An 18950-nucleotide genomic window follows, 5' to 3' on the forward strand; every position below is an offset into this window, starting at 1 on the left:
GATACCTCGATTAATGATTGTGAGCGGTGTCAGATTGCGCTTGTTGAAAACGCAAAAAACTGGCTTGTAAATTAGCTTCAGAATCAATTAAAAATTGACCTGAAATCACCACCACATTATTTTCTGTTAAACCAGAAGTGATCTCGATCTGATCTTTTTCCCAAATTCCTGTTGTTACATCAACAGCTTGAAATCGTCCATCACCCAATGCGGTGATCACGGCTTCTCGTTGTCCTGTGACAATCAGGGCTTGTTTAGGAATGGTTAATACATTGGTTTTAGGTTCGCCATAAATGGTAATTTTAGCGAACATATTGGGTTTTAATTCCCGTTTTGGATTAGGAAAATGTAGGCGTGCTTTTAAAGTTCTAGTCACAGGGTCTAATTCAGGATATAAATAATCCACTGTTCCCTGCCAACTTTGGTGCGGACGAGCCGTTACATTCATTTCTGCTTTTAAGCCTACTTTAACCCAGTCTAATTGCTGTTCAAAAACATCAACAATAACCCACACCTGTGATAAATCGGCAATGGTATATAATTCCGTTTCAGGCTTAACAAACATACCTTCACGCACGCCAATCGCAGTCACAACGCCATCTTGGGGGACTAAAATGGGATAATTGGCTTGAGATTGTTGGTTTTTTTCCAGATTTTTTATAAATGATTCGGGAATACCAAATAAACGCAAGCGATTGGCCGCGCCCTCGCGCACCCGCGACGGTTGAATTCCAGAGACTTGGGTGCGTAATGACACCAAAAAATCTTCTTGTGCAGCCAATACGGCGGGCGAATAGAGTTGTAGAAGAGTGTCGCCTCGTTTTACGGGATCGCCCAGCGCACGGACATGTAAACGTTCTACCCAGCCTTCGGCACGAGCGTGAACATGGCTTAAACGATCTTCGTCGTAAGTCACTGTGCCGACAGTTTGAATGGTTTTGGCGAGGGTGTTGCGTTTTACGTGTGCGGTTCTTACGCCAATATTTTGTTTTACATTTGGCTCAATAGTGACTACGGGTAATGGGGGAATTTCCTGAGTAGCAGGAGAAGAACTGGGCGAAGATACGGCAGAATCGGATACAGTGCTTGATTGTGTACTGGAACTGGTTTTTTGTTTTACCAATGCCATGCCACAAATGGGACAATTCCCCGGTTTGTCGCTGATGATTTGTGGGTGCATCGGGCAAATGTAAGTCGGGTCTAAATGTTTAACGGCGTGTTCTAATGCGGTTTCTGTGGCTGTGTTATCGGGGGATTTTGGGGCTTCGCAGCCGCTGAAAAGCAGCAAAAATAAACCCGAACACAGCACGAACCCTGACAGATGACGTGTCATGATAATGTCCTCTTTATGATAAATAAATCAAGTGGTTATATACCAAAATTAAGTCATTCATAAAATTTTTCTGTCAGAATCAGAATTTACAGAATTTTAGGATTTTCAGAATTAAAGAATAAAAAATCTGTTTAAAATAAACGACTTGCAAGAATAAATTTTGAAAATTTTTTAATTCTGTAAATTCTGATTCTGACAAAATAAAGGTTTTATAAATCACATCATCTTGCTATAGTGATTTTTTACACGAGAACAAGAATGGGCGGCCGATGTTCGGGGCTGATGATGTGAGAACGAAAGCGGTGGGTTAAACCCTTGATAAAAGTATCACTTGCCAGTGGCGGCAATAGGAATAGATGCGAAAACGAGACCGCATGGCGGGTGAGATGACAAAGACTACATGTGTCACAATTTTGTGTTCTAGGTGCGTCAGGAGTGGAATCGACGGATGTTTCAGTATTACATGAAGGCAGAAAAGCCACTACGGTCGTGTCGATTTTTGTGCCTTGTCCCAAGCCTAACACAGGCATTCGCGCAGCCACCATCCCTTGCAGCAACAACAGCAGCAGCAAGAAATACATCAACAGGCGAGAACGGCGATGTCCACTGATCATGAGAGAAGCATTCCTTTTCGATTCATCCTTATGATTATCGCCGATCTTCGCCCAATTGTCTTTACCTTTGTTTCTTTAACTGAACAAAAAATGAAAAACTGCTATACCAAAAAGATATGATTCATAGAATCCTTATTTTGTCAGAATCAGAATTTACAGAATTTTAGGATTTACAGAATTAAAGAATAAAAAATCTGTTTAAAATAAACGACTTGAAAGAATAAATTTTGAAAATTCTTGTGTCTGTAAATTCTGATTCTGACCAAAAGATGTTTTTATGAATCAGATTTTATTGGTCTAAATAAACCACAAAAATTTAGCAATTTTTCTAAAAACTCACGAAATAGGTAACGTAAATTAAGAGAAAAAAAGAGGAATATTTCTTTAAAAAAGAAGAATATCCACGCATTTGGGAAGAGAAATTAAATACACTCTATGCCTTAATTAAGGAGTGGTTATTTGATCTTTCTCCTGATGTGAAAGTGCTTTGGTTTAAAGAAGAATATGCACTCATGCCTGAACTTTATCCCGACATTAATTATGATTATTACAACCCAAAAGTTATTTTCATTCGATTTTTTAATAACGAAGTAATTTCATTACATCCTGCCAGCATCGATATTGTAAATGGATTTGGTAGAGTTGATATTAAGTCAGATTCTGATACGTGGTTTTTGGTGGCCAAGGAAAAGGACACTGACGAGTGGTTATTGGTAAATTCCTATACCAATTTTTTCAGAGTCGTATAATAATACTTTTTAAATAGGAGAGAATAATGAACAAGAGATATGAAGATTTAGAAGAGTTAATGTCAACAGGTGAAGCGAGAGAAGTGAAGCGAGCGATGGCAGTAAGAATGTCTTTGCTTGGTTTTGTGCGTGCGGAAGCGGCTTTAGCGTGTTGTGTCAGTGTGCAATTTGTGGATAAATGGAAAGCCATTTATTTAGCGTCAGGGGTGGAAGGATTAAAGTTAGCGTATAAAGGCTCGCCAGGGTATTTAAAGCCGCGTGAACGAGAAGATGTGATTAATTGGATACAAGAAAAGAAGACAATAACAATAGAGGAACTAAAGAGATACTTAAAAGAGGAGTATGATGTTTTCTATTCTTCAAATACTTCTTATACTAAATTATTAGAAGAAGCGAATTTAAGTTATAAGAAGACACACAAAGAGAATTCGGCAAAAGATGAGGTAAAAGTAGAAGCTAAAAAAAAAGAGATTAAGGATTTAATAGATAAGGAGCGTGAACAGATAGAAAGTGGAGAGGTAATGTACTGGATGCAAGACGAAAGCCATCAGTTGTGGGGAGATATTTGTGGTTATGTTTGGTCGAAAAAAGGAGAAAGAACGTCAATAAAGATGAGTAATTATCGCACTTCTCAAACGTGGTATGGAGCGGTGAATATTTATACGGGAGAATTTATTTTAGATAGGGCAAAGAAAGCTGATACAAAATATACGATAGACTTTATTAACTGGCTCATTTACAGATATAAAGAAGCCCGTCATGTGATTATTTGGGATGGTGCAAGTTATCATCGTTCTGAAGGTTTAAGAACTTATTTAGAGAAATTAAATGGGGGACTTCCAGAATCAGAATGGAAAGTTCGTTTATTAAGATTTGCGCCCAATGCCCCAGAGCAAAATCCAGTCGAGGATATTTGGCTTCAAGGTAAGAATTGGGTCAGAAAGAATTTTCATCGTCTATCAAGCTTTAAAGAAGTCACTAGTATGTTTGAGACCTTTTTGTCAGGTAAAGTGTTTAAGTTTAATAAAATTAAACAGTATCTTATACCTAATATCTAGCTAGATATTAGAACTTAATTTGTTTTTATATCTCACATAATTTTGGTATATACAGGACAAGAATTTAATTTGACTAAGGAAATTTTTAGAGAAAAAATTATTTTTGAATTTGTGAGTGGATTTTAAAGTCATGGCATTTTCTTATTGTTTTTATCCATTATGAACATTCAATCAACAAGTTGTTACACTTTTAATATTGTACTTGCTGGGCTATTGAATTGTATGTTGACAGAGTAATTGGTCTGGCGTAAAATACATACGACATGATTTGTATTTTTTTATAATCGTATTAATCACAAAACGCTTGGGAGTATTTATGGGTAATGATGAAGAATTAAGAGCTAAAATTGATCAAGCTCGCAAACACTGTAGAGTACATTTAAATCCTCATGAAAATATTCAAGATTTATATCCAGTTGAACAACAAGTGGATAAATACCTCAGTTTTTTTAGAAAACACATAGAGGCTATGGGAGGAAAATTTGAAGTAACTGTTACCTTTCCTGAACTGGGGGAAACTGCTGACTTTACTTTCTCAACCTATAAACCCGAAACAAAACCTAGTAAACCTAAAAAAAAGCGTAAGCATGGGGAAAATGCTGAAGATTCGTCGTCTGTAGAAAGTAGCGAGAGTTCATAATTGGAAAACTCTAGCAGTTAGTGCTAGACTTTTTTCTGTTGATTAGTTGTATTAGGAGTTTAGATGTAGATGTAATTGTAGGAGCTTGGATGTAGATGTAATTGTAGGAGCTTGGATGTAGATGTAATTGTAGTGTTCATGTTCTGTAAAAGTGAAAATAAAGCCCGTCCCCTCGAATGGGGTGGACTGAATGGGATATATTCTTTTCACCTTTATTAAGGAAAAAACATGAAGAATACAACTATTACTTTTAGAAATGATTTACGCAGCGACTTTTATGAAGATAAAAAATTAGTCAAGGAAGAAATTGAAAAACGGTTAACTTCACCTCGTTGGTTTCGTGTAGTTGAAAGACGTGATCCAGAAAAAATGCGATTAGATCTTATCGGTAATGACTGGAAATCAGTCAAACAATTTATAAAGTCTATCAAAATAGATAATCTTGAAGATATTTTGGAAGACGAACATGAAAGATTTAAAGGGCAACTTCTTTTTCAATTCAATTGTTTCCATAATGGTACTAATATTTATATCAAATTAAAGTTTCTAAAAAATCGTAAAATTAAAATAATATCTTTCCACCCTTAAAAATAAATCTAACAAAAACTTCTAATTAATCACCTGCCAGCCGGGCGAGCAGTAAAAAAGCCCGGCACCGTCTCTTAGCTATATCAGTGAATCTGATGTAACAATGCTAGTAATTCATGAACTATTAACCAAGCTAAACATTGTCCAAATGGTTGATATGGGTTTAAAAAATAAGGAGTTTTTATGGCCGTAAAACTAACTGCATCAGGACGAGTCGTTAATATTAATCCCCCTACTCGTTTAAGCAAAAAACAACGTGATAGTATTTCGTTAATTCCTGTTGATGAGGCGCGCATTCGTGCAATTGAAGAAACTTTTAAAAACGTGAAAGTTTCAAAAATGGCTCTTGATGTTGTAAAGAAGAAAAATGGAGGGTAATTATTGAATACCACTTACGAATTAATTGAACTTTCAAGCGAAGTTTACGTTACGAGCGAAATGAGGAAGTTCAATTGTGAAAACGCTTTGGAGGAGAAATTGATAAAAAAATTTCTGAAAGACTCAAATAAAGGAGTTACCAAGATTTATTTGCTTAAAAGTCCTGAATTATATGTTGGATTTGTTGCGCTGTCTGTTTCTCGGCTTAATAACGACCCTGTTGTTCTTATCGACTATTTGTATATTCAAACTATCTTCAGAAAAAAAACAATTAATGAGTTGGGTGATATAAAACCCTCTGAATATCTTGTCAAATTTGCAATTAGTTGTGCTTTAGAAGTTAAAAAAATTGTTGCTGTGCGTTTTGTACTTTTGCAAGCTGCACATGATAAATTAATTGATTTTTACGAAAAATCCGGTTTTAAAAAATTAGAAGGCACAAAAGACGCTTGGATGATCTTCCGCCTCTCCAAAGACCAATAACCCCACCCCTCCCAAACTCCCCCAAAAAAAATCCCCCACCCCCAAAACTTTATCCCATCATTAACAAATTAAATGAATCACAAAAACTGTCCTTAATCCTGTTAAATAACAATAATAACAAGCACTTAAAAATACCGCTGCTTTATCACGATAGAATCCATAAGCCGAATTTATCGCAACACCCTTTTTCTCCGCCGTAAAAACCGTACAATAGCCCCGTTGTTACCGACAACAAACCACGATTTCCCCGCGCAAAACACGCCAAAGAAATCACCCCACCAAAAAACGCTTGAACCTATTTTTTTCATCATAACAAGCGTGCAAAATACAAAGGAGAGTCCCCCAATGGCTGAGTCTTATTCAGACCTCGATCCCCAAGAAACCCAAGAATGGCTGGATGCCCTCGATGCCGTACTGGCACAAGAAGGCACAGAACGCGCCCATTATCTGTTAGAACAACTGGTTGATAAAGCGCGTCGTTCGGGAGCTTACCTGCCTTACAAAGCCAATACCGCTTACGTCAACACCATCCCGCGCCATCAAGAAGAACATACCCCTGGCGATCCTGAACTCGAATGGAAAATTCGCTCATTAGTCCGTTGGAACGCGCTGGCGATGGTCGTGCGCGCCAATCGCAAAAGCAGCGAATTAGGCGGCCATATCGCTACGTTTGCCTCAGCCGCAACGCTTTATGATGTTGGATTTAATCACTTTTTCCACGCGCCCACCGCCGAACACGGCGGCGATCTGGTTTATATTCAAGGTCATGCCGCACCCGGTGTTTATGCGCGGGCGTATTTAGAAGGGCGTTTGACCGAACAACAATTAGATCATTTTCGTCAAGAAATCGCCCACGAAGACGGCTTATCTTCTTATCCGCATCCGTGGTTAATGCCTGATTTTTGGCAATTTCCCACCGTGTCTATGGGATTGGGTCCGTTGATGGCAATTTATCAAGCGCGTTTCATGAAATACTTAAATGATCGCGGCATCATCAACGCCACCCACCGCAAAGTCTGGGCTTTTATGGGCGATGGCGAAATGGATGAACCCGAATCCCTCGGCGCGATTGCCTTAGCCGCACGAGAAAAATTAGACAATCTCATTTTCGTAGTCAACTGCAACTTGCAACGCTTAGACGGCCCCGTGCGCGGCAACAGCAGTATTATTCAAGAATTAGAAGCCGATTTTCGCGGATCAGGCTGGAATGTGATCAAAGTCATTTGGGGATCAGCGTGGGACCCGTTATTGGCCGCGGATAAAGACGGCTTATTGCGCAAACGCATGGAAGAAGCCGTTGATGGCGAATACCAGAATTTTAAAGCCAAAGGTGGGGCTTATACTCGTGAGTATTTCTTTGGCAAATACCCCGAATTAAAAGCAATGGTCGCCAACATGACTGATGAAGACATTTGGCGACTCAATCGCGGCGGCCACGATCCGCATAAAGTCTATGCCGCTTATGCCGCTGCCATGAGACATACGGGACAACCCACTGTTATTCTTGCCAAAACCGTCAAAGGCTACGGCATGGGACCCGCAGGCGAAGGCCAAAACATCACCCATCAACAAAAGAAAATGGGAACAGAAGATTTACGTTCTTTTAAACGTCGTTTTAATATTCCCATTGCCGACGAGCAAATTGCCGACGCGCCTTATTATCGCCCGGCGGAAAATAGCCCAGAAATTCAATATTTACAACAATGTCGTCAGGCTTTAGGGGGATATTTACCCGCTCGCCAACGCAAAGCGCGCCCGCTTAATTTACCGCCTTTAGATGACTTATTCGGTACGGTATTAGCGGGCAGTGGAGATCGAGAACAATCGACGACAATGGTTTTTGTGCGCTTACTGACCGCATTAACCCGCGATAAAAACTTAGGACGGCACATTGTCCCGATTGTGCCTGACGAATCGCGTACTTTTGGTATGGAAGGGATGTTTCGTCAATTGGGCATTTACTCTTCTCAAGGTCAGTTATACGAGCCGCAAGACGCGGATCAATTAATGTATTATAGAGAAGACAAACAAGGACAAATCTTACAAGAAGGCATCAACGAAGCAGGCGCATTTTCTTCTTGGATGGCTGCGGGGACGGCGTATAGCAATCATGGTGTGATCATGATTCCGTTTTTCATTTTTTACTCCATGTTTGGTTTCCAACGGGTGGGCGATTTGGCGTGGGCAGCGGGAGACATGCAAGTGCGTGGTTTCCTCATCGGTGGCACGGCAGGGCGTACGACTTTGGCGGGAGAAGGTTTACAGCATCAAGACGGCCACAGCTTGTTACAAGCCGCCACCATTCCTAACTGTATTTCTTATGATCCGTGTTTCGGCTACGAAATGGCCGTGATTATTCACGACGGATTAAGACGCATGGTCAGCGAACAAGAAGATGTGTTTTATTACATCACGGCCATGAACGAGAATTATCTGCAACCCGAAATGCCTAAAGAATCAGGAATTCAAGAAGGTATTTTAAAAGGCTTATATCGCTTAAAAACTAGCGCATTGCAAGATGCAAAAAAAGTGCAATTAATCGGCAGTGGTACGATTTTACGCGAAGTGATTGAAGCCGCAGCCTTATTGGCACAAGACTTTAATATTGCAGCGGATATTTGGAGCGCGACCAGTTTCAACGAATTGCGTCGTGAGGGTTTAGACGTGCAACGGTGGAATTTATTAAACCCCGAAAAGAAAGCGCGTAAAACTTACGTTGAACAGTGTTTTCAAGACTGTAAATCACCCATTATTGCCGCGACGGATTATATTAAATTGATGGCGGATCAAATTCGGCCGTTTCTCACCCAACCTTATTACGTGCTAGGCACGGATGGATTTGGGCGCAGTGATACACGTAAGAATTTACGGCGATTTTTTGAAGTGGATCGTTACTACATTGCGGTCACGGCGTTAAAAGCCTTGGCCGATGCGGGCGAAATTTCGCCGCGTAAAGTGACCGATGCGCTCAAAAAATACAAGCTGGATGTCAACAAACCCAATCCTAGTCGCGTATAAGGGGAGAAATAACGATGGCTGTTCAAGACGTAAAAGTGCCTGACATCGGTGATTTTTCCGATGTGCCGATTATTGAAATACTTGTTAAAGTGGGCGATAAAGTCGCCGTGGAACAACCGCTGGCGACATTGGAAAGCGATAAGGCCACCATGGAAGTGCCGTGTGATGTGGCTGGTGTTGTACAAAACGTAGTGGCAAAAATTGGTGATCGTGTTTCACAAGGCAGCGTGTTAATACAAGTGGAGGCTTCGGAAGCCGTCGCAAAAACGGCGACGATTCCCGCGGCCGCTGCACCCCCCCCGAAAACACCCGCTGCACCTGCCATTGATCCCATTGTGGCATCAGCCAAAGCCGCAGATCGAGAGGCACAAACCACGCAAACCCCAGCAAATCTCCCCGATAACATGCCAAAAGCGGATACGGATTATCCTTATCGGCCGCCTTTACCGGTGCAAGCGGTGAGTTTGTTAGACGAAGCAGCCTTTAAAAAAGCCCATGCCAGTCCTTCTGTGCGACGTTTTGCGCGAGAATTGGGCGTGGATTTGGGCAAAGTGAAGGGAACGGGACTTAAATCGCGTATTTTACACGATGATGTGCGGGCATTTGTCAAACAAGCCCTACAAACTCCCGTCGCCGCAGCGAGTACAAGCGCGGTGGGCATTCCAGAAATTCCTGCGGTCGATTTCAGCAAATTTGGGGAAATCGAAACCGTGCCATTAAGCCGCATTAAGAAAATTTCAGGACAAGCTTTACATCGCAGTTGGCTAAACGTCCCCCATGTCACACAATTTGACGAAGCTGATATTACCGAAATGGAGGCATTTCGTCAGCAATTAGCCACAGAAAGCGAACGGCGCGGCGTAAAAATGACTCCATTGGCGTTTTTGCTCAAGGCTTCAGCCAGTGCGTTAAAGCGTTATCCTGATTTTAATGCGTCGTTGTCGCCCGACAAATCCCAATTGATTCGTAAAAAATACGTGCATATTGGCGTGGCAGTGGATACGCCAGAAGGTTTGGTTGTGCCTGTCATTCGAGACGTGGATCAAAAGGGTTTATTCGATTTGGCGGCCGATTTGGGCGTGGCCAGCAAAAAAGCCCGCGACGGGAAATTATCGCCCAGTGAAATGCAAGGCGGATGTTTTACAATTTCCAGTTTAGGCGGCATCGGTGGCACGGCTTTTACGCCCATTATTAACGCGCCTGAAGTGGCGATTTTAGGCGTATCTCGCTCCAGTTTAAAACCCGTTTATAAAGATGAACAATGGCTGCCGCGTTTAATGTTGCCTTTGTCTTTATCTTACGATCATCGGGTGATTGATGGCGCGGCCGCGGCGCGATTTACCAGTTATTTGAGCTTTATTTTATCCGATGTCAGAAATTTGCTGTTGTAATGAACAGTCATTAACAAAGATAAATAGGCAAGGGATAATGCGTTTTTTATAGACGTAATTATCCCTTCATCACGATTTTTTAAAGGGAAATGCAATGACTCCTATTTACGTGCCTGATATTGGCGATTTTAAAGACGTACCTATTATTGAAATTCTGGTTAAAGAAGGCGACCGTGTCAGTGTTGATGCGCCTTTAGTCACTTTGGAAAGTGATAAAGCGACAATGGACATTCCTGCGCCGTGTGCGGGGGTGATTACGCGAATTCGGGTTAATGTGGGCGATAAAGTGACGCAAGGCACGCATTTATTCGATATTTCTCCCGCCGAAGCCACACAAACCGCGCCTGCGCCCGTTTCTACGCCCGCGCCCGTCGCCGCAGTGCAAACAAATACAAGTGCAGATATACAAACGGAAGTGGTGGTGATTGGTGCGGGGCCTGGCGGTTATACGGCTGCATTTCGTGCGGCGGATTTGGGTAAAAAAGTGTTGTTAATTGAACGCTTTGCGGATTTGGGTGGGGTGTGTTTGAATGTGGGATGTATTCCTTCTAAAGCCCTGCTGCATACCGCCGCGATTCTCAATGAAGCGCGTGAAATGGAAACGTGCGGCGTACATTTCGCCCCGCCGAAAATTGATTTAGCCGCATTATTGACGTGGAAAAACGGCATTATTAAGCGTTTAACGGGCGGTTTAGCGGGTTTAGCCAAACAACGAAAAGTCACGCGATTGACGGGAATGGCTGAATTTGTCGCCGATCACCGTTTACAAGTGACGACGGCCGAAGGTTTAAAAACGGTGCAGTTTGAACAGTGTATTATTGCTGTGGGATCGCGGCCAATTAAATTAGCGCATTTGCCGTGGTCAGATGATCGTTTAATGGATTCGACCGACGCGCTGGCTTTGCGCGATGTGCCTGAGCGATTATTAATTGTCGGCGGGGGCATTATTGGTTTAGAAATGGCGACGGTTTATCATGCGCTGGGATCAAAAGTGACTGTGATGGAATTAACGGATCAATTAATCCCTGGTTGCGACCGCGATTTAGTGAAACCTTTACAGCAAAGAATTGCTAAACAATATGCAGGAATTTGGCTTAATACTAAGCTGGAAAATATTGTGACAAAACCAGAATCTTTAGAGGTTTCTTTATCGCGTGATGGCGCGTTAGAAAAACATGATTTTGATAAAGTATTAATTGCCATTGGGAGACAACCGAATGGCGCGCAATTAGCCGCTGAAAAAGCAGGCGTAACGGTGACGGAACGCGGTTTTATCCCCGTAGATCGACAAATGCGCACCAATGTTGCCCATATTTTTGCGATTGGTGATGTCGTCGGCCAACCGATGTTGGCGCATAAAGCGGTGCATGAGGCGAAAGTTGCCGCAGAAAATGCCGCAGGACATCGGGCATTTATGGATGCGCGTGTGATTCCTTCTGTGGCTTACACCGATCCCGAAGTGGCTTGGTTTGGTGTGACAGAAACGGAAGCAAAAGCGCAAGGACTCGCCTTTGAAAAAGGTGTTTTTCCTTGGCTGGCCAGCGGACGCGCTTTGAGCATGGGACGCGAAGAAGGCGTGACTAAGTTATTGTTTGATCGGGATTCTCGTCGAGTGATCGGCGGGGGGATTGTGGGATTATCGGCGGGGGAATTGTTGGCCGAAGCCGTATTAGCCTGCGAAATGGGCGCGGATGTCGATGATTTAAGCCTATTAATCCACGCCCATCCCACATTAAGCGAAACCATCGGCTTCGCCGCGGAAATGGCAACGGGAGAAATTACGGATTTGTATGCGCCGCGGCGGCAGGCGTGGCCTGTTAATCGGGGTTGAGAACTATTACAAATGCTGGTACATTGTATGTCTCAACTTACTGAGGAATAATGATGAAAAAATCGTTACTTTATTTTGTGTTTATGGGACTATTTTTGGTATCCAATCCTTCACTGGCAGACAAAGGCAACAGAGCTTGCTCAGGAAAAAAGGCGGCGTTAGCCATTGCACTCCTGACGGGAAATTTGTTTGTAAAGATGGAAAAGTGAGTAAATCTAAAAAACGTTGCCATAATAAATCGTGAATTAAACGTCACCATGCGGCCGAATAGCTAAGATAATATTTTGTGGCTATTCGGCTGTTTTTTTTATTAGACTTAAATTCTGAAAATCCTGAAATTCTGTAAATTCTGATTCAGACAAAAAAGTTTTATAAATGGCTTAATTTTGCTATAGTTATTTTCGTCATCATCATAAACAGCCTATATTCTTACGCACGACATCAGCATCCCCTTTTGTATTGTAACCATTCGGGCATTGCGTGAATTAAAACAAGGATTACACGATACAATTTTATTTCATGCTGCCGTACATATTGGCTTAATTTTTGGATTGTTATTTTAATCTGATTCTTTCCTTAACTAAAGAGACTAACAAATGCGTTATTTTTTACTTTTATATTCTGTTTTATTGGCTTTAATCACTCCCCTATCACTGTCCCATGCTAATCCAGTAGAACCCATTAAAATTGGTGCTATTTACGGCTTAACGGGCGCGGCTTCTGGCACCAATGTAAATTATTTACGAGGAACAGAATTAGCGGTGGAATATTTGATGGAAAAAGGCGGCTTATTGGGACGGCCGATTGAGTTAATTGCTTTTGACAATGAAAGTACTCCGCTGGGCAGTCGTCAAGCCGCAATGGATGCGATTGCTGCGGGCGTAGTGGCTGTGGTGGGGCCGTCGTGGAGTTCGCACGCGATGATTATTGGTCCCATTTTAAATCAAGCCAAAATTCCCATGATTGCCAGCAATGCCACGCATGAAAATGTGACTAAAGGCTTAGATTATGTGTTTCGTTCCTGTTTTACTGACTCGTTTCAAGGCGCGGTCATGGCCACATTCGCCAGAGAAACATTAAACGCTAAAACCGCGGTGGTTTTAACCAATGTCAATAGCGAATATAGCCTCGGTTTATTAGACATTTTTAGCCGTATTTTTACGGAACATTCTGGGCAAATTCTTTGGAAAGGAGAATATCAAGAAAAACAAGTTGATTTTGCGGATATATTATTACCCATAAAGGAATTCAATCCTGATGTGATTTATTTACCCGGCCATTATCGAGACACGATTTTTATTTTAAAACAAGCCTATCAATTAGGAATAAAAAATCTCTTTTTAGGGGCAGATGGAATGCTGGGGGGGAGATTGTCCGATTATGAGCCTGTTGAATCGATTGAAGGCGTTTTTTTCTCTACCCATTGGCATCCTGATATTGACACGCCTATTAGCCAAGATTTTAAACAGCGTTATTTGGCGAAATATCCCGGTGTTGTTCCCAGTGGCGTGGCCAATAGTTTCGATGCGGTATTGATTTTAGCCGATGCCATTACCCGTGCCAATAGCACTGAATCGGAGAAAATTAGAGTGGCATTAACGGAAACTAATCAATTGCCCGTTGCGACGGGAGCGATTAGTTTTGATGAACACGGCGATCCGTTGAATAAATCTGTGGTGATTTTAAGAGTAGAAAAAGGCGAATTAAAGTTGTTTAAAACAGTTACGCCTTCATTTTAATTAGGTAGGCTTATTTCTTTCCACCAAAGAGGTTAAACAATGCGTTATTTTTTGCGTTTATATTTTGTTTTTGTGGCTTTAATAAGTCAAGTATCGCTGTTACAAGCCGATCCCATAGAACCCATTAAAATTGGCGCAATTTATGGCTTAACGGGCGTGGCGGCGGGGACGAATATTCACGATCTGCGTGGGGCAGAATTAGGCGTGGAATATGTAATGGAAAAAGGCGGGGTATTAGGGCGACCGATTGAATTAATTTCTTTTGACAATCAAAGCACCCCATTAGGCAGTCGTCAAGCCGCAATGGATGCAGTGGCAGCGGGTGTGGTTGCGGTGATTGGGCCGGCGTGGAGTTCCCACGCGATGATTACAGGACCCATCTTAAATCAAGCCAAAATTCCCATGATCGCCAGCAATGCCACCCATGAGAGAGTCACTAAAGGCTTAGATTATGTGTTTCGTTCCTGTTTTATTGACCCGTTTCAAGGCGCGGTGATGGCCAAATTTGCGATTGATACTTTAAAAGCTAAAACCGCTGTTGTTTTAACCAATGTTAGCAGTGAATATAGCATTGGTTTATTAGAAATCTTTAGCCGTACTTTTACCCAACATTCTGGTCAAATTATTTGGAAAGGTGAATATCGGGAAAAACAAATTGATTTCGCCCAATTATTATTGCGAGTAAAAGAATTAAAACCCGACGTGGTTTATTTACCCGGCCATTATCGAGATACCGCATTGATTTTAAAACAAGCCTATCAATTGGGCGTAAAAACGCGCTTTTTAGGGGCAGATGGCATGTTGGGAGGAACATTGGCGGATTATCAGCCATTAGAAGCGATTGAAGGCATTTTTTTCTCTACCCATTGGCATCCTGATATCGACTCGCCCATGAGCCAAGAGTTTAAACAACGTTATCAAGCCAAATATCCCGGTACCATTCCCAATGGAAGTGTCGCCACCAGTTTTGATGCGGTGTTAATTTTAGCCGATGCCATTACCCGCGCCAATAGCACGGATTCTCAAAAAATTAGAGAGGCATTAACCCAAACCAATCAATTAAAAACGGCAACAGGTGCAATTAGTTTTGATGAACATGGCGATCCGTTAAATAAATCGGTGGTGATTTTAACGGTAGAAAAAGGCGAATTAAAGTTGTTTAAAACCGTTACGCCTTCGTTTTAATCCTTCATTAAGCCCAATAAAAAAATGCACCTTTTAACAGGTGCATTTTTTATTTATCGAGATTGGGTTTTGGCAGGATTTATTTCTAAAAATAAGAATAAGCCCACCACCAAAAAGCAAACATTAACAATCAAAAAGAAAATATCATGAAAATTGATAAACAAGCCAAAAGTACCTGTAATTAAAATAACCGCTCCTAATAAAATACGCCCAAACTGTAGCAATTTATCTACAAATAACTCCATAATGTTCACTTCCTGTGAATTAATGTATACTTTGAGAAAAAACATGGCTTGTTCTCACAAACAAAACTCAGGCCAAAATGGTACAATTTAACCGCAATTAAAGCAATGGGAATAAAAATGTCCCGTTCCTATTTAAACCTTTTCACTGCTCAATTGGATATGTTTATGCCGCGAACTCGCCAACGAATACCGCAAACGCCTACGGAAGCCACTGTGGAACGCTTCGCCCATGATGGACGCGGCATCGCACAACTGGATGGCAAAGTCGTTTTTATTTCTGGCGCATTACCGCAAGAAAAAGTAGTATTTCGTTATTTATCACGTCAACGCCATTTTGATGAAGGGCGCGTATTAGAAGTTTTACAAGCTGCGCCAGAACGTGTGACACCACCGTGTCCTCATGCGGATATTTGTGGCGGTTGTAGCCTACAACATCTCAATAGTGATGCCCAAATCGCTTTAAAACAAGCCATGTTGTTAGAACAAATCCAACACATCGCCCAAACTCAAGCCGAAGAAATCGCTCCGCCATTGCGCAGTGCGGTCTCAGGTTATCGGCATAAAGCACGTTTAGGCGTGCGCCATGTACCAGCCAAAGGCGGAATGTTGGTGGGATTTCGGGAGGAAAAAAATCGCTATTTAGCCGATTTAAGTCGCTGTGACGTTTTACATCATAGCATAGGCGAGCGGTTTATAGAATTACGAAATTGCTTAGACACACTGGATTGTAAACTACATATTCCGCAAATTGAAGTGGCGATTGGCGATCACCAAACGGCTTGTGTCATTCGTCATCTTGTGCCATTGTCGCTGGATGACCAACAGCGTCTTATCGCATTTGCTCAGCAATACCAAATTGCATTTTATACCCAAGCCAAAGGCATTGATTCGATTACCGCATTATGGCCGCCCAATTTACCGTTGGATGGGCTTTATTATCGCCATCCTGATTATGACGTGACAATTCATTTTGCGCCCAGCGATTTTACTCAAATTAATCCTGAGATGAATCGACAAATGGTGAAACAGGCTTTATCTTGGCTAAATGCCAGTGCGAATGATGACGTATTAGAATTGTTTTGTGGTTTGGGTAATTTTACCCTACCATTGGCGCGTACGGTGAAGCAAGTCACCGCCGTAGAAGGTGATGCCCAGTTGATTTCCCGCGCCAAAGCCAATGCCCACACACATGAGTTGTATAATATTAACTATTATGTGGCTAATTTAGCGGATGCGCAATTAAAAGCCGATTGGTTACAACAATCTTATCCTTATCTTTTACTTGATCCACCGCGCAGTGGCGCGCAAGAAATTCTACAGGTTTTGCCTTTGCAGCAGACCAAGCGTATCGTGTATATTTCTTGTAATCCTGCGACATTGGCGCGAGATGTGGGTTTTTTAGTGCATCAACACGGTTTCCGTTTGGCGCGAATTGGCGTTATGGACATGTTTCCACAGACGGCGCATGTTGAATCAATGGCACTGTTAATTCGTGAATGAGACAGGAGAGTTATGATGTCGAATCAAGAAAATGAAACGCTGTTACAATTTCCTTGTGATTTTCCCATTAAAATCATCGGCAAAATGGATAATGAATTTATCCCTTTGGTGAAAGCCATTATTCATCATCATTGTCCTGATTTTGAGGAAAAAGATCGGTGGCATATTAATTTAAGTAAAGGGATTAAATACTGCTCTATTACCGCAAAAATTATTGCGCATAATAAAAAACAGTTAGACGATCTTTATCGAGAATTAAGCCAACATCCGAAAGTGTTAATGGTGTTGTAGCAAAATGAGAACATTAGGCATTAAGAAATAATCTTTTTATCCGTTTGTCCTAAGTCGGGATATAAGCTTAATGCCACTTGACATTGTCGCTCAAAATACTGTTTTACTAATTCGCGGTTCTCATCCGCAGCCCTTGCCCGCACCAATTGCATTGATTTTTTTAAAAAATCTGCAATAAAAATCAATTCATTGGGATCATGATTCACAATTTGGTAATAAATTCGACTAAAAACAGGGCGCAAATTTTCTAAGGTTTGATTTAAAAAAGTATTGCCCACTAATTTTTTAGCCACGTTAGAAAAACCAAAAGATAAACAAAAAAGTTTATCCGAATCATTGGCAAATGCTGCGGCTTCAATTTCAGCAATTAACGCATCAAAGGGCAATAAATCTTCTTCTGTTTGCCACGTTTCCACCACATCGCGCCCCAATAACGCATATAAACAACCCAATAAATTATATAAACCGCGAATATCAGTATGCGTTAAAGTGGCCACAATCGCGCCTTTACGCGGCACATTCTGCACTAAATAACGACGTTCTAATAACAATAAAGCCTCACGCACCGAACCCCGGCTGACTTTTAATTCTTTGGTCACTTTCACTTCTTGAATGCGTTCGCCGGGTTGCAAATGGCCGCGAATAATTAAATCTCCCAAATAATCCGCAATCTGTTCTGCCAAACAAGGGGCTGCATTAAAATCCATACTCATCTATACATTACCTTAAAAACTAGAAAAATAATTAACGCATTAAAGCCTTCATTGCTTCGTCTAAACCAGAAAGCGTTAAGGGATACATTCTATCTCCCATTAACCGTTTTATCATGCCGATAGATTGCACATATTTCCATTGAGAATGGGTGACAGGATTTAACCAAACGGTTTTAGAATAAATGGCTTGCATTCGCTTTAACCACACCTGTCCTGCTTCGGGATTGTCATGTTCTACGCTGGCACCGGGGTAAATAATCTCATAAGGACTCATGCTGGCATCGCCGACAAAAATCACTTTATAATCACTGCCATAGGTGTGCAAAATATCCCAAGTGGGAACGCGCTCTTCAAACCGACGACGATTATCACGCCAAAGAAATTCGTAAATAAAATTGTGAAAATAATAATATTCTAAATGCTTAAATTCACTGCGTGCTGCGGAAAACAATTCTTCACATAAGCGTGTGAAATAATCCATTGAACCGCCCACATCTAATAATAATAAAACTTTAACCGCATTATGTCGCTCAGGACGCATTTTTAAATCTAAATAACCCGCATTGCGTGCGGTGGCGTGAATGGTTTGTTCTAAATCAAATTGTTGTGCTGCGCCTTCGCGGGCGAATTGGCGTAAACGACGCAAAGCTAATTTTAAATGGCGCGTGCCTAATTCTAAACCGCTGTCAAAATTTTTAAATTCCCGTCGCTCCCAAATTTTCACCGCTTGCTGATAACGCGACTCATGTTGCCCGATGCGCACGCCTTCGGGGTTATAACCGCCTGCACCGAACGGAGACGTTCCCCCAGTACCTACCCACGTATCCCCCCCTTCATGTCGTTCCTGCTGCTCACGTAAGCGCATTGCCAGCAAATCCATGAGCTGTTGCCAATCGCCCACCGCTTGCACTTGCGCCCGCTCTTCTGCAGTCAAGTGACGATCCGCCAAGCGTTGCAACCAAGTATCAGGAATAAAAGCAGTTAAATCAGGTAATTTTTCTAAACCTTTAAAATAAAGATTAAACGCCAAATCAAACCGATCATATTGGCTTTCATCTTTAATTAAAACAGTGCGAGCAAGAAAATAGAATTCTTCCACGCGATAACGGGCTAAACCTTGTTTTAATGCGGTGAGTAAATCTAAAAATTCCCGCAAGCTAACCGTCAAGCCTAATTTTTTTAAATGAAAAAAGA

18 protein-coding genes are annotated in these 18950 nt (G+C 41.7%); 13 read left to right on the forward strand and 5 right to left on the reverse strand.

What is annotated here, in order from left to right:
- Positions 1-10 precede the first annotated feature (10 nt).
- Positions 11-1333 carry an efflux RND transporter periplasmic adaptor subunit gene (locus tag TPSD3_RS00850; RefSeq protein WP_086486705.1) on the reverse strand — a complete coding sequence of 441 codons (1323 nt, stop codon included), beginning with the start codon at positions 1331-1333 and terminating at the stop codon, positions 11-13.
- Positions 1334-1575: 242 nt separating this feature from the next.
- On the reverse strand, positions 1576-1947 hold the full coding sequence (locus tag TPSD3_RS17200; protein WP_140048447.1) for a hypothetical protein: 372 nt from the start codon (positions 1945-1947) through the stop codon (positions 1576-1578).
- A gap of 775 nt (positions 1948-2722) precedes the next feature.
- On the opposite strand from TPSD3_RS17200, the gene TPSD3_RS00860 reads away from it, so the two are divergent.
- The 11 genes from TPSD3_RS00860 to TPSD3_RS00910 all read left to right on the forward strand — a co-directional run bounded on the left by TPSD3_RS00860 (position 2723) and on the right by TPSD3_RS00910 (position 15007).
- Entirely contained in the window at positions 2723-3754 is a 1032-nt protein-coding gene (locus TPSD3_RS00860) for an IS630 family transposase (protein WP_086486662.1), read from the forward strand.
- Positions 3755-4070: 316 nt separating this feature from the next.
- Complete coding sequence (locus TPSD3_RS00865; RefSeq protein WP_086486707.1) at positions 4071-4394, forward strand: hypothetical protein; 324 nt, start codon at positions 4071-4073, stop codon at positions 4392-4394.
- Between the two features lie 228 nt (positions 4395-4622).
- Complete coding sequence (locus tag TPSD3_RS00870; RefSeq protein ID WP_086486708.1) at positions 4623-4982, forward strand: hypothetical protein; 360 nt, start codon at positions 4623-4625, stop codon at positions 4980-4982.
- Positions 4983-5165: 183 nt separating this feature from the next.
- Positions 5166-5360: a hypothetical protein gene (locus TPSD3_RS00875; protein WP_086486709.1), complete on the forward strand. Its 195-nt coding sequence runs from the start codon at positions 5166-5168 to the stop codon at positions 5358-5360.
- Positions 5361-5363: 3 nt separating this feature from the next.
- Positions 5364-5843: a hypothetical protein gene (locus TPSD3_RS00880; RefSeq protein WP_086486710.1), complete on the forward strand. Its 480-nt coding sequence runs from the start codon at positions 5364-5366 to the stop codon at positions 5841-5843.
- A 345-nt stretch (positions 5844-6188) separates the two neighbouring features.
- Positions 6189-8861, forward strand: coding sequence for a pyruvate dehydrogenase (acetyl-transferring), homodimeric type (aceE, locus tag TPSD3_RS00885; RefSeq protein ID WP_086486711.1), 2673 nt, complete (start codon positions 6189-6191; stop codon positions 8859-8861).
- Between the two features lie 14 nt (positions 8862-8875).
- Complete coding sequence (aceF, locus tag TPSD3_RS00890; RefSeq protein ID WP_086486712.1) at positions 8876-10252, forward strand: dihydrolipoyllysine-residue acetyltransferase; 1377 nt, start codon at positions 8876-8878, stop codon at positions 10250-10252.
- Positions 10253-10346: 94 nt separating this feature from the next.
- Positions 10347-12083 carry a dihydrolipoyl dehydrogenase gene (gene lpdA, locus TPSD3_RS00895; RefSeq protein WP_086486713.1) on the forward strand — a complete coding sequence of 579 codons (1737 nt, stop codon included), beginning with the start codon at positions 10347-10349 and terminating at the stop codon, positions 12081-12083.
- Positions 12084-12133: 50 nt separating this feature from the next.
- Complete coding sequence (locus TPSD3_RS00900; RefSeq protein ID WP_217884326.1) at positions 12134-12292, forward strand: hypothetical protein; 159 nt, start codon at positions 12134-12136, stop codon at positions 12290-12292.
- 387 nt (positions 12293-12679) lie between these two features.
- Positions 12680-13822, forward strand: a complete 1143-nt coding sequence (locus tag TPSD3_RS00905; RefSeq protein ID WP_086486715.1) for an ABC transporter substrate-binding protein — start codon at positions 12680-12682, stop codon at positions 13820-13822.
- A gap of 39 nt (positions 13823-13861) precedes the next feature.
- On the forward strand, positions 13862-15007 hold the full coding sequence (locus TPSD3_RS00910) for an ABC transporter substrate-binding protein (RefSeq protein WP_086486716.1): 1146 nt from the start codon (positions 13862-13864) through the stop codon (positions 15005-15007).
- Positions 15008-15060: 53 nt separating this feature from the next.
- Here TPSD3_RS00910 and TPSD3_RS00915 read toward each other — a convergent pair whose 3' ends face one another.
- Complete coding sequence (locus TPSD3_RS00915; RefSeq protein WP_086486717.1) at positions 15061-15252, reverse strand: hypothetical protein; 192 nt, start codon at positions 15250-15252, stop codon at positions 15061-15063.
- Between the two features lie 117 nt (positions 15253-15369).
- Between TPSD3_RS00915 and rlmD the strand changes: the two genes are divergently transcribed.
- Positions 15370-16752 carry a 23S rRNA (uracil(1939)-C(5))-methyltransferase RlmD gene (gene rlmD / locus TPSD3_RS00920; RefSeq protein ID WP_245391496.1) on the forward strand — a complete coding sequence of 461 codons (1383 nt, stop codon included), beginning with the start codon at positions 15370-15372 and terminating at the stop codon, positions 16750-16752.
- 12 nt (positions 16753-16764) lie between these two features.
- Entirely contained in the window at positions 16765-17043 is a 279-nt protein-coding gene (locus TPSD3_RS00925) for an HP0495 family protein (RefSeq protein ID WP_086486719.1), read from the forward strand.
- A gap of 20 nt (positions 17044-17063) precedes the next feature.
- On the opposite strand, the gene TPSD3_RS00930 is transcribed toward TPSD3_RS00925, so the two are convergent.
- Positions 17064-17756 (reverse strand): GntR family transcriptional regulator, encoded by a 693-nt coding sequence (locus TPSD3_RS00930; RefSeq protein ID WP_086486720.1) that lies wholly within the window; start codon positions 17754-17756, stop codon positions 17064-17066.
- Positions 17757-17787: 31 nt separating this feature from the next.
- Positions 17788-18924: a vWA domain-containing protein gene (locus tag TPSD3_RS00935; RefSeq protein ID WP_245391497.1), complete on the reverse strand. Its 1137-nt coding sequence runs from the start codon at positions 18922-18924 to the stop codon at positions 17788-17790.
- Between the last annotated feature and the right edge of the window lie 26 nt (positions 18925-18950).

Origin of the sequence: Thioflexithrix psekupsensis, from assembly GCF_002149925.1 — a bacterium.
Lineage (GTDB): Bacteria > Pseudomonadota > Gammaproteobacteria > Beggiatoales > Beggiatoaceae > Thioflexithrix > Thioflexithrix psekupsensis.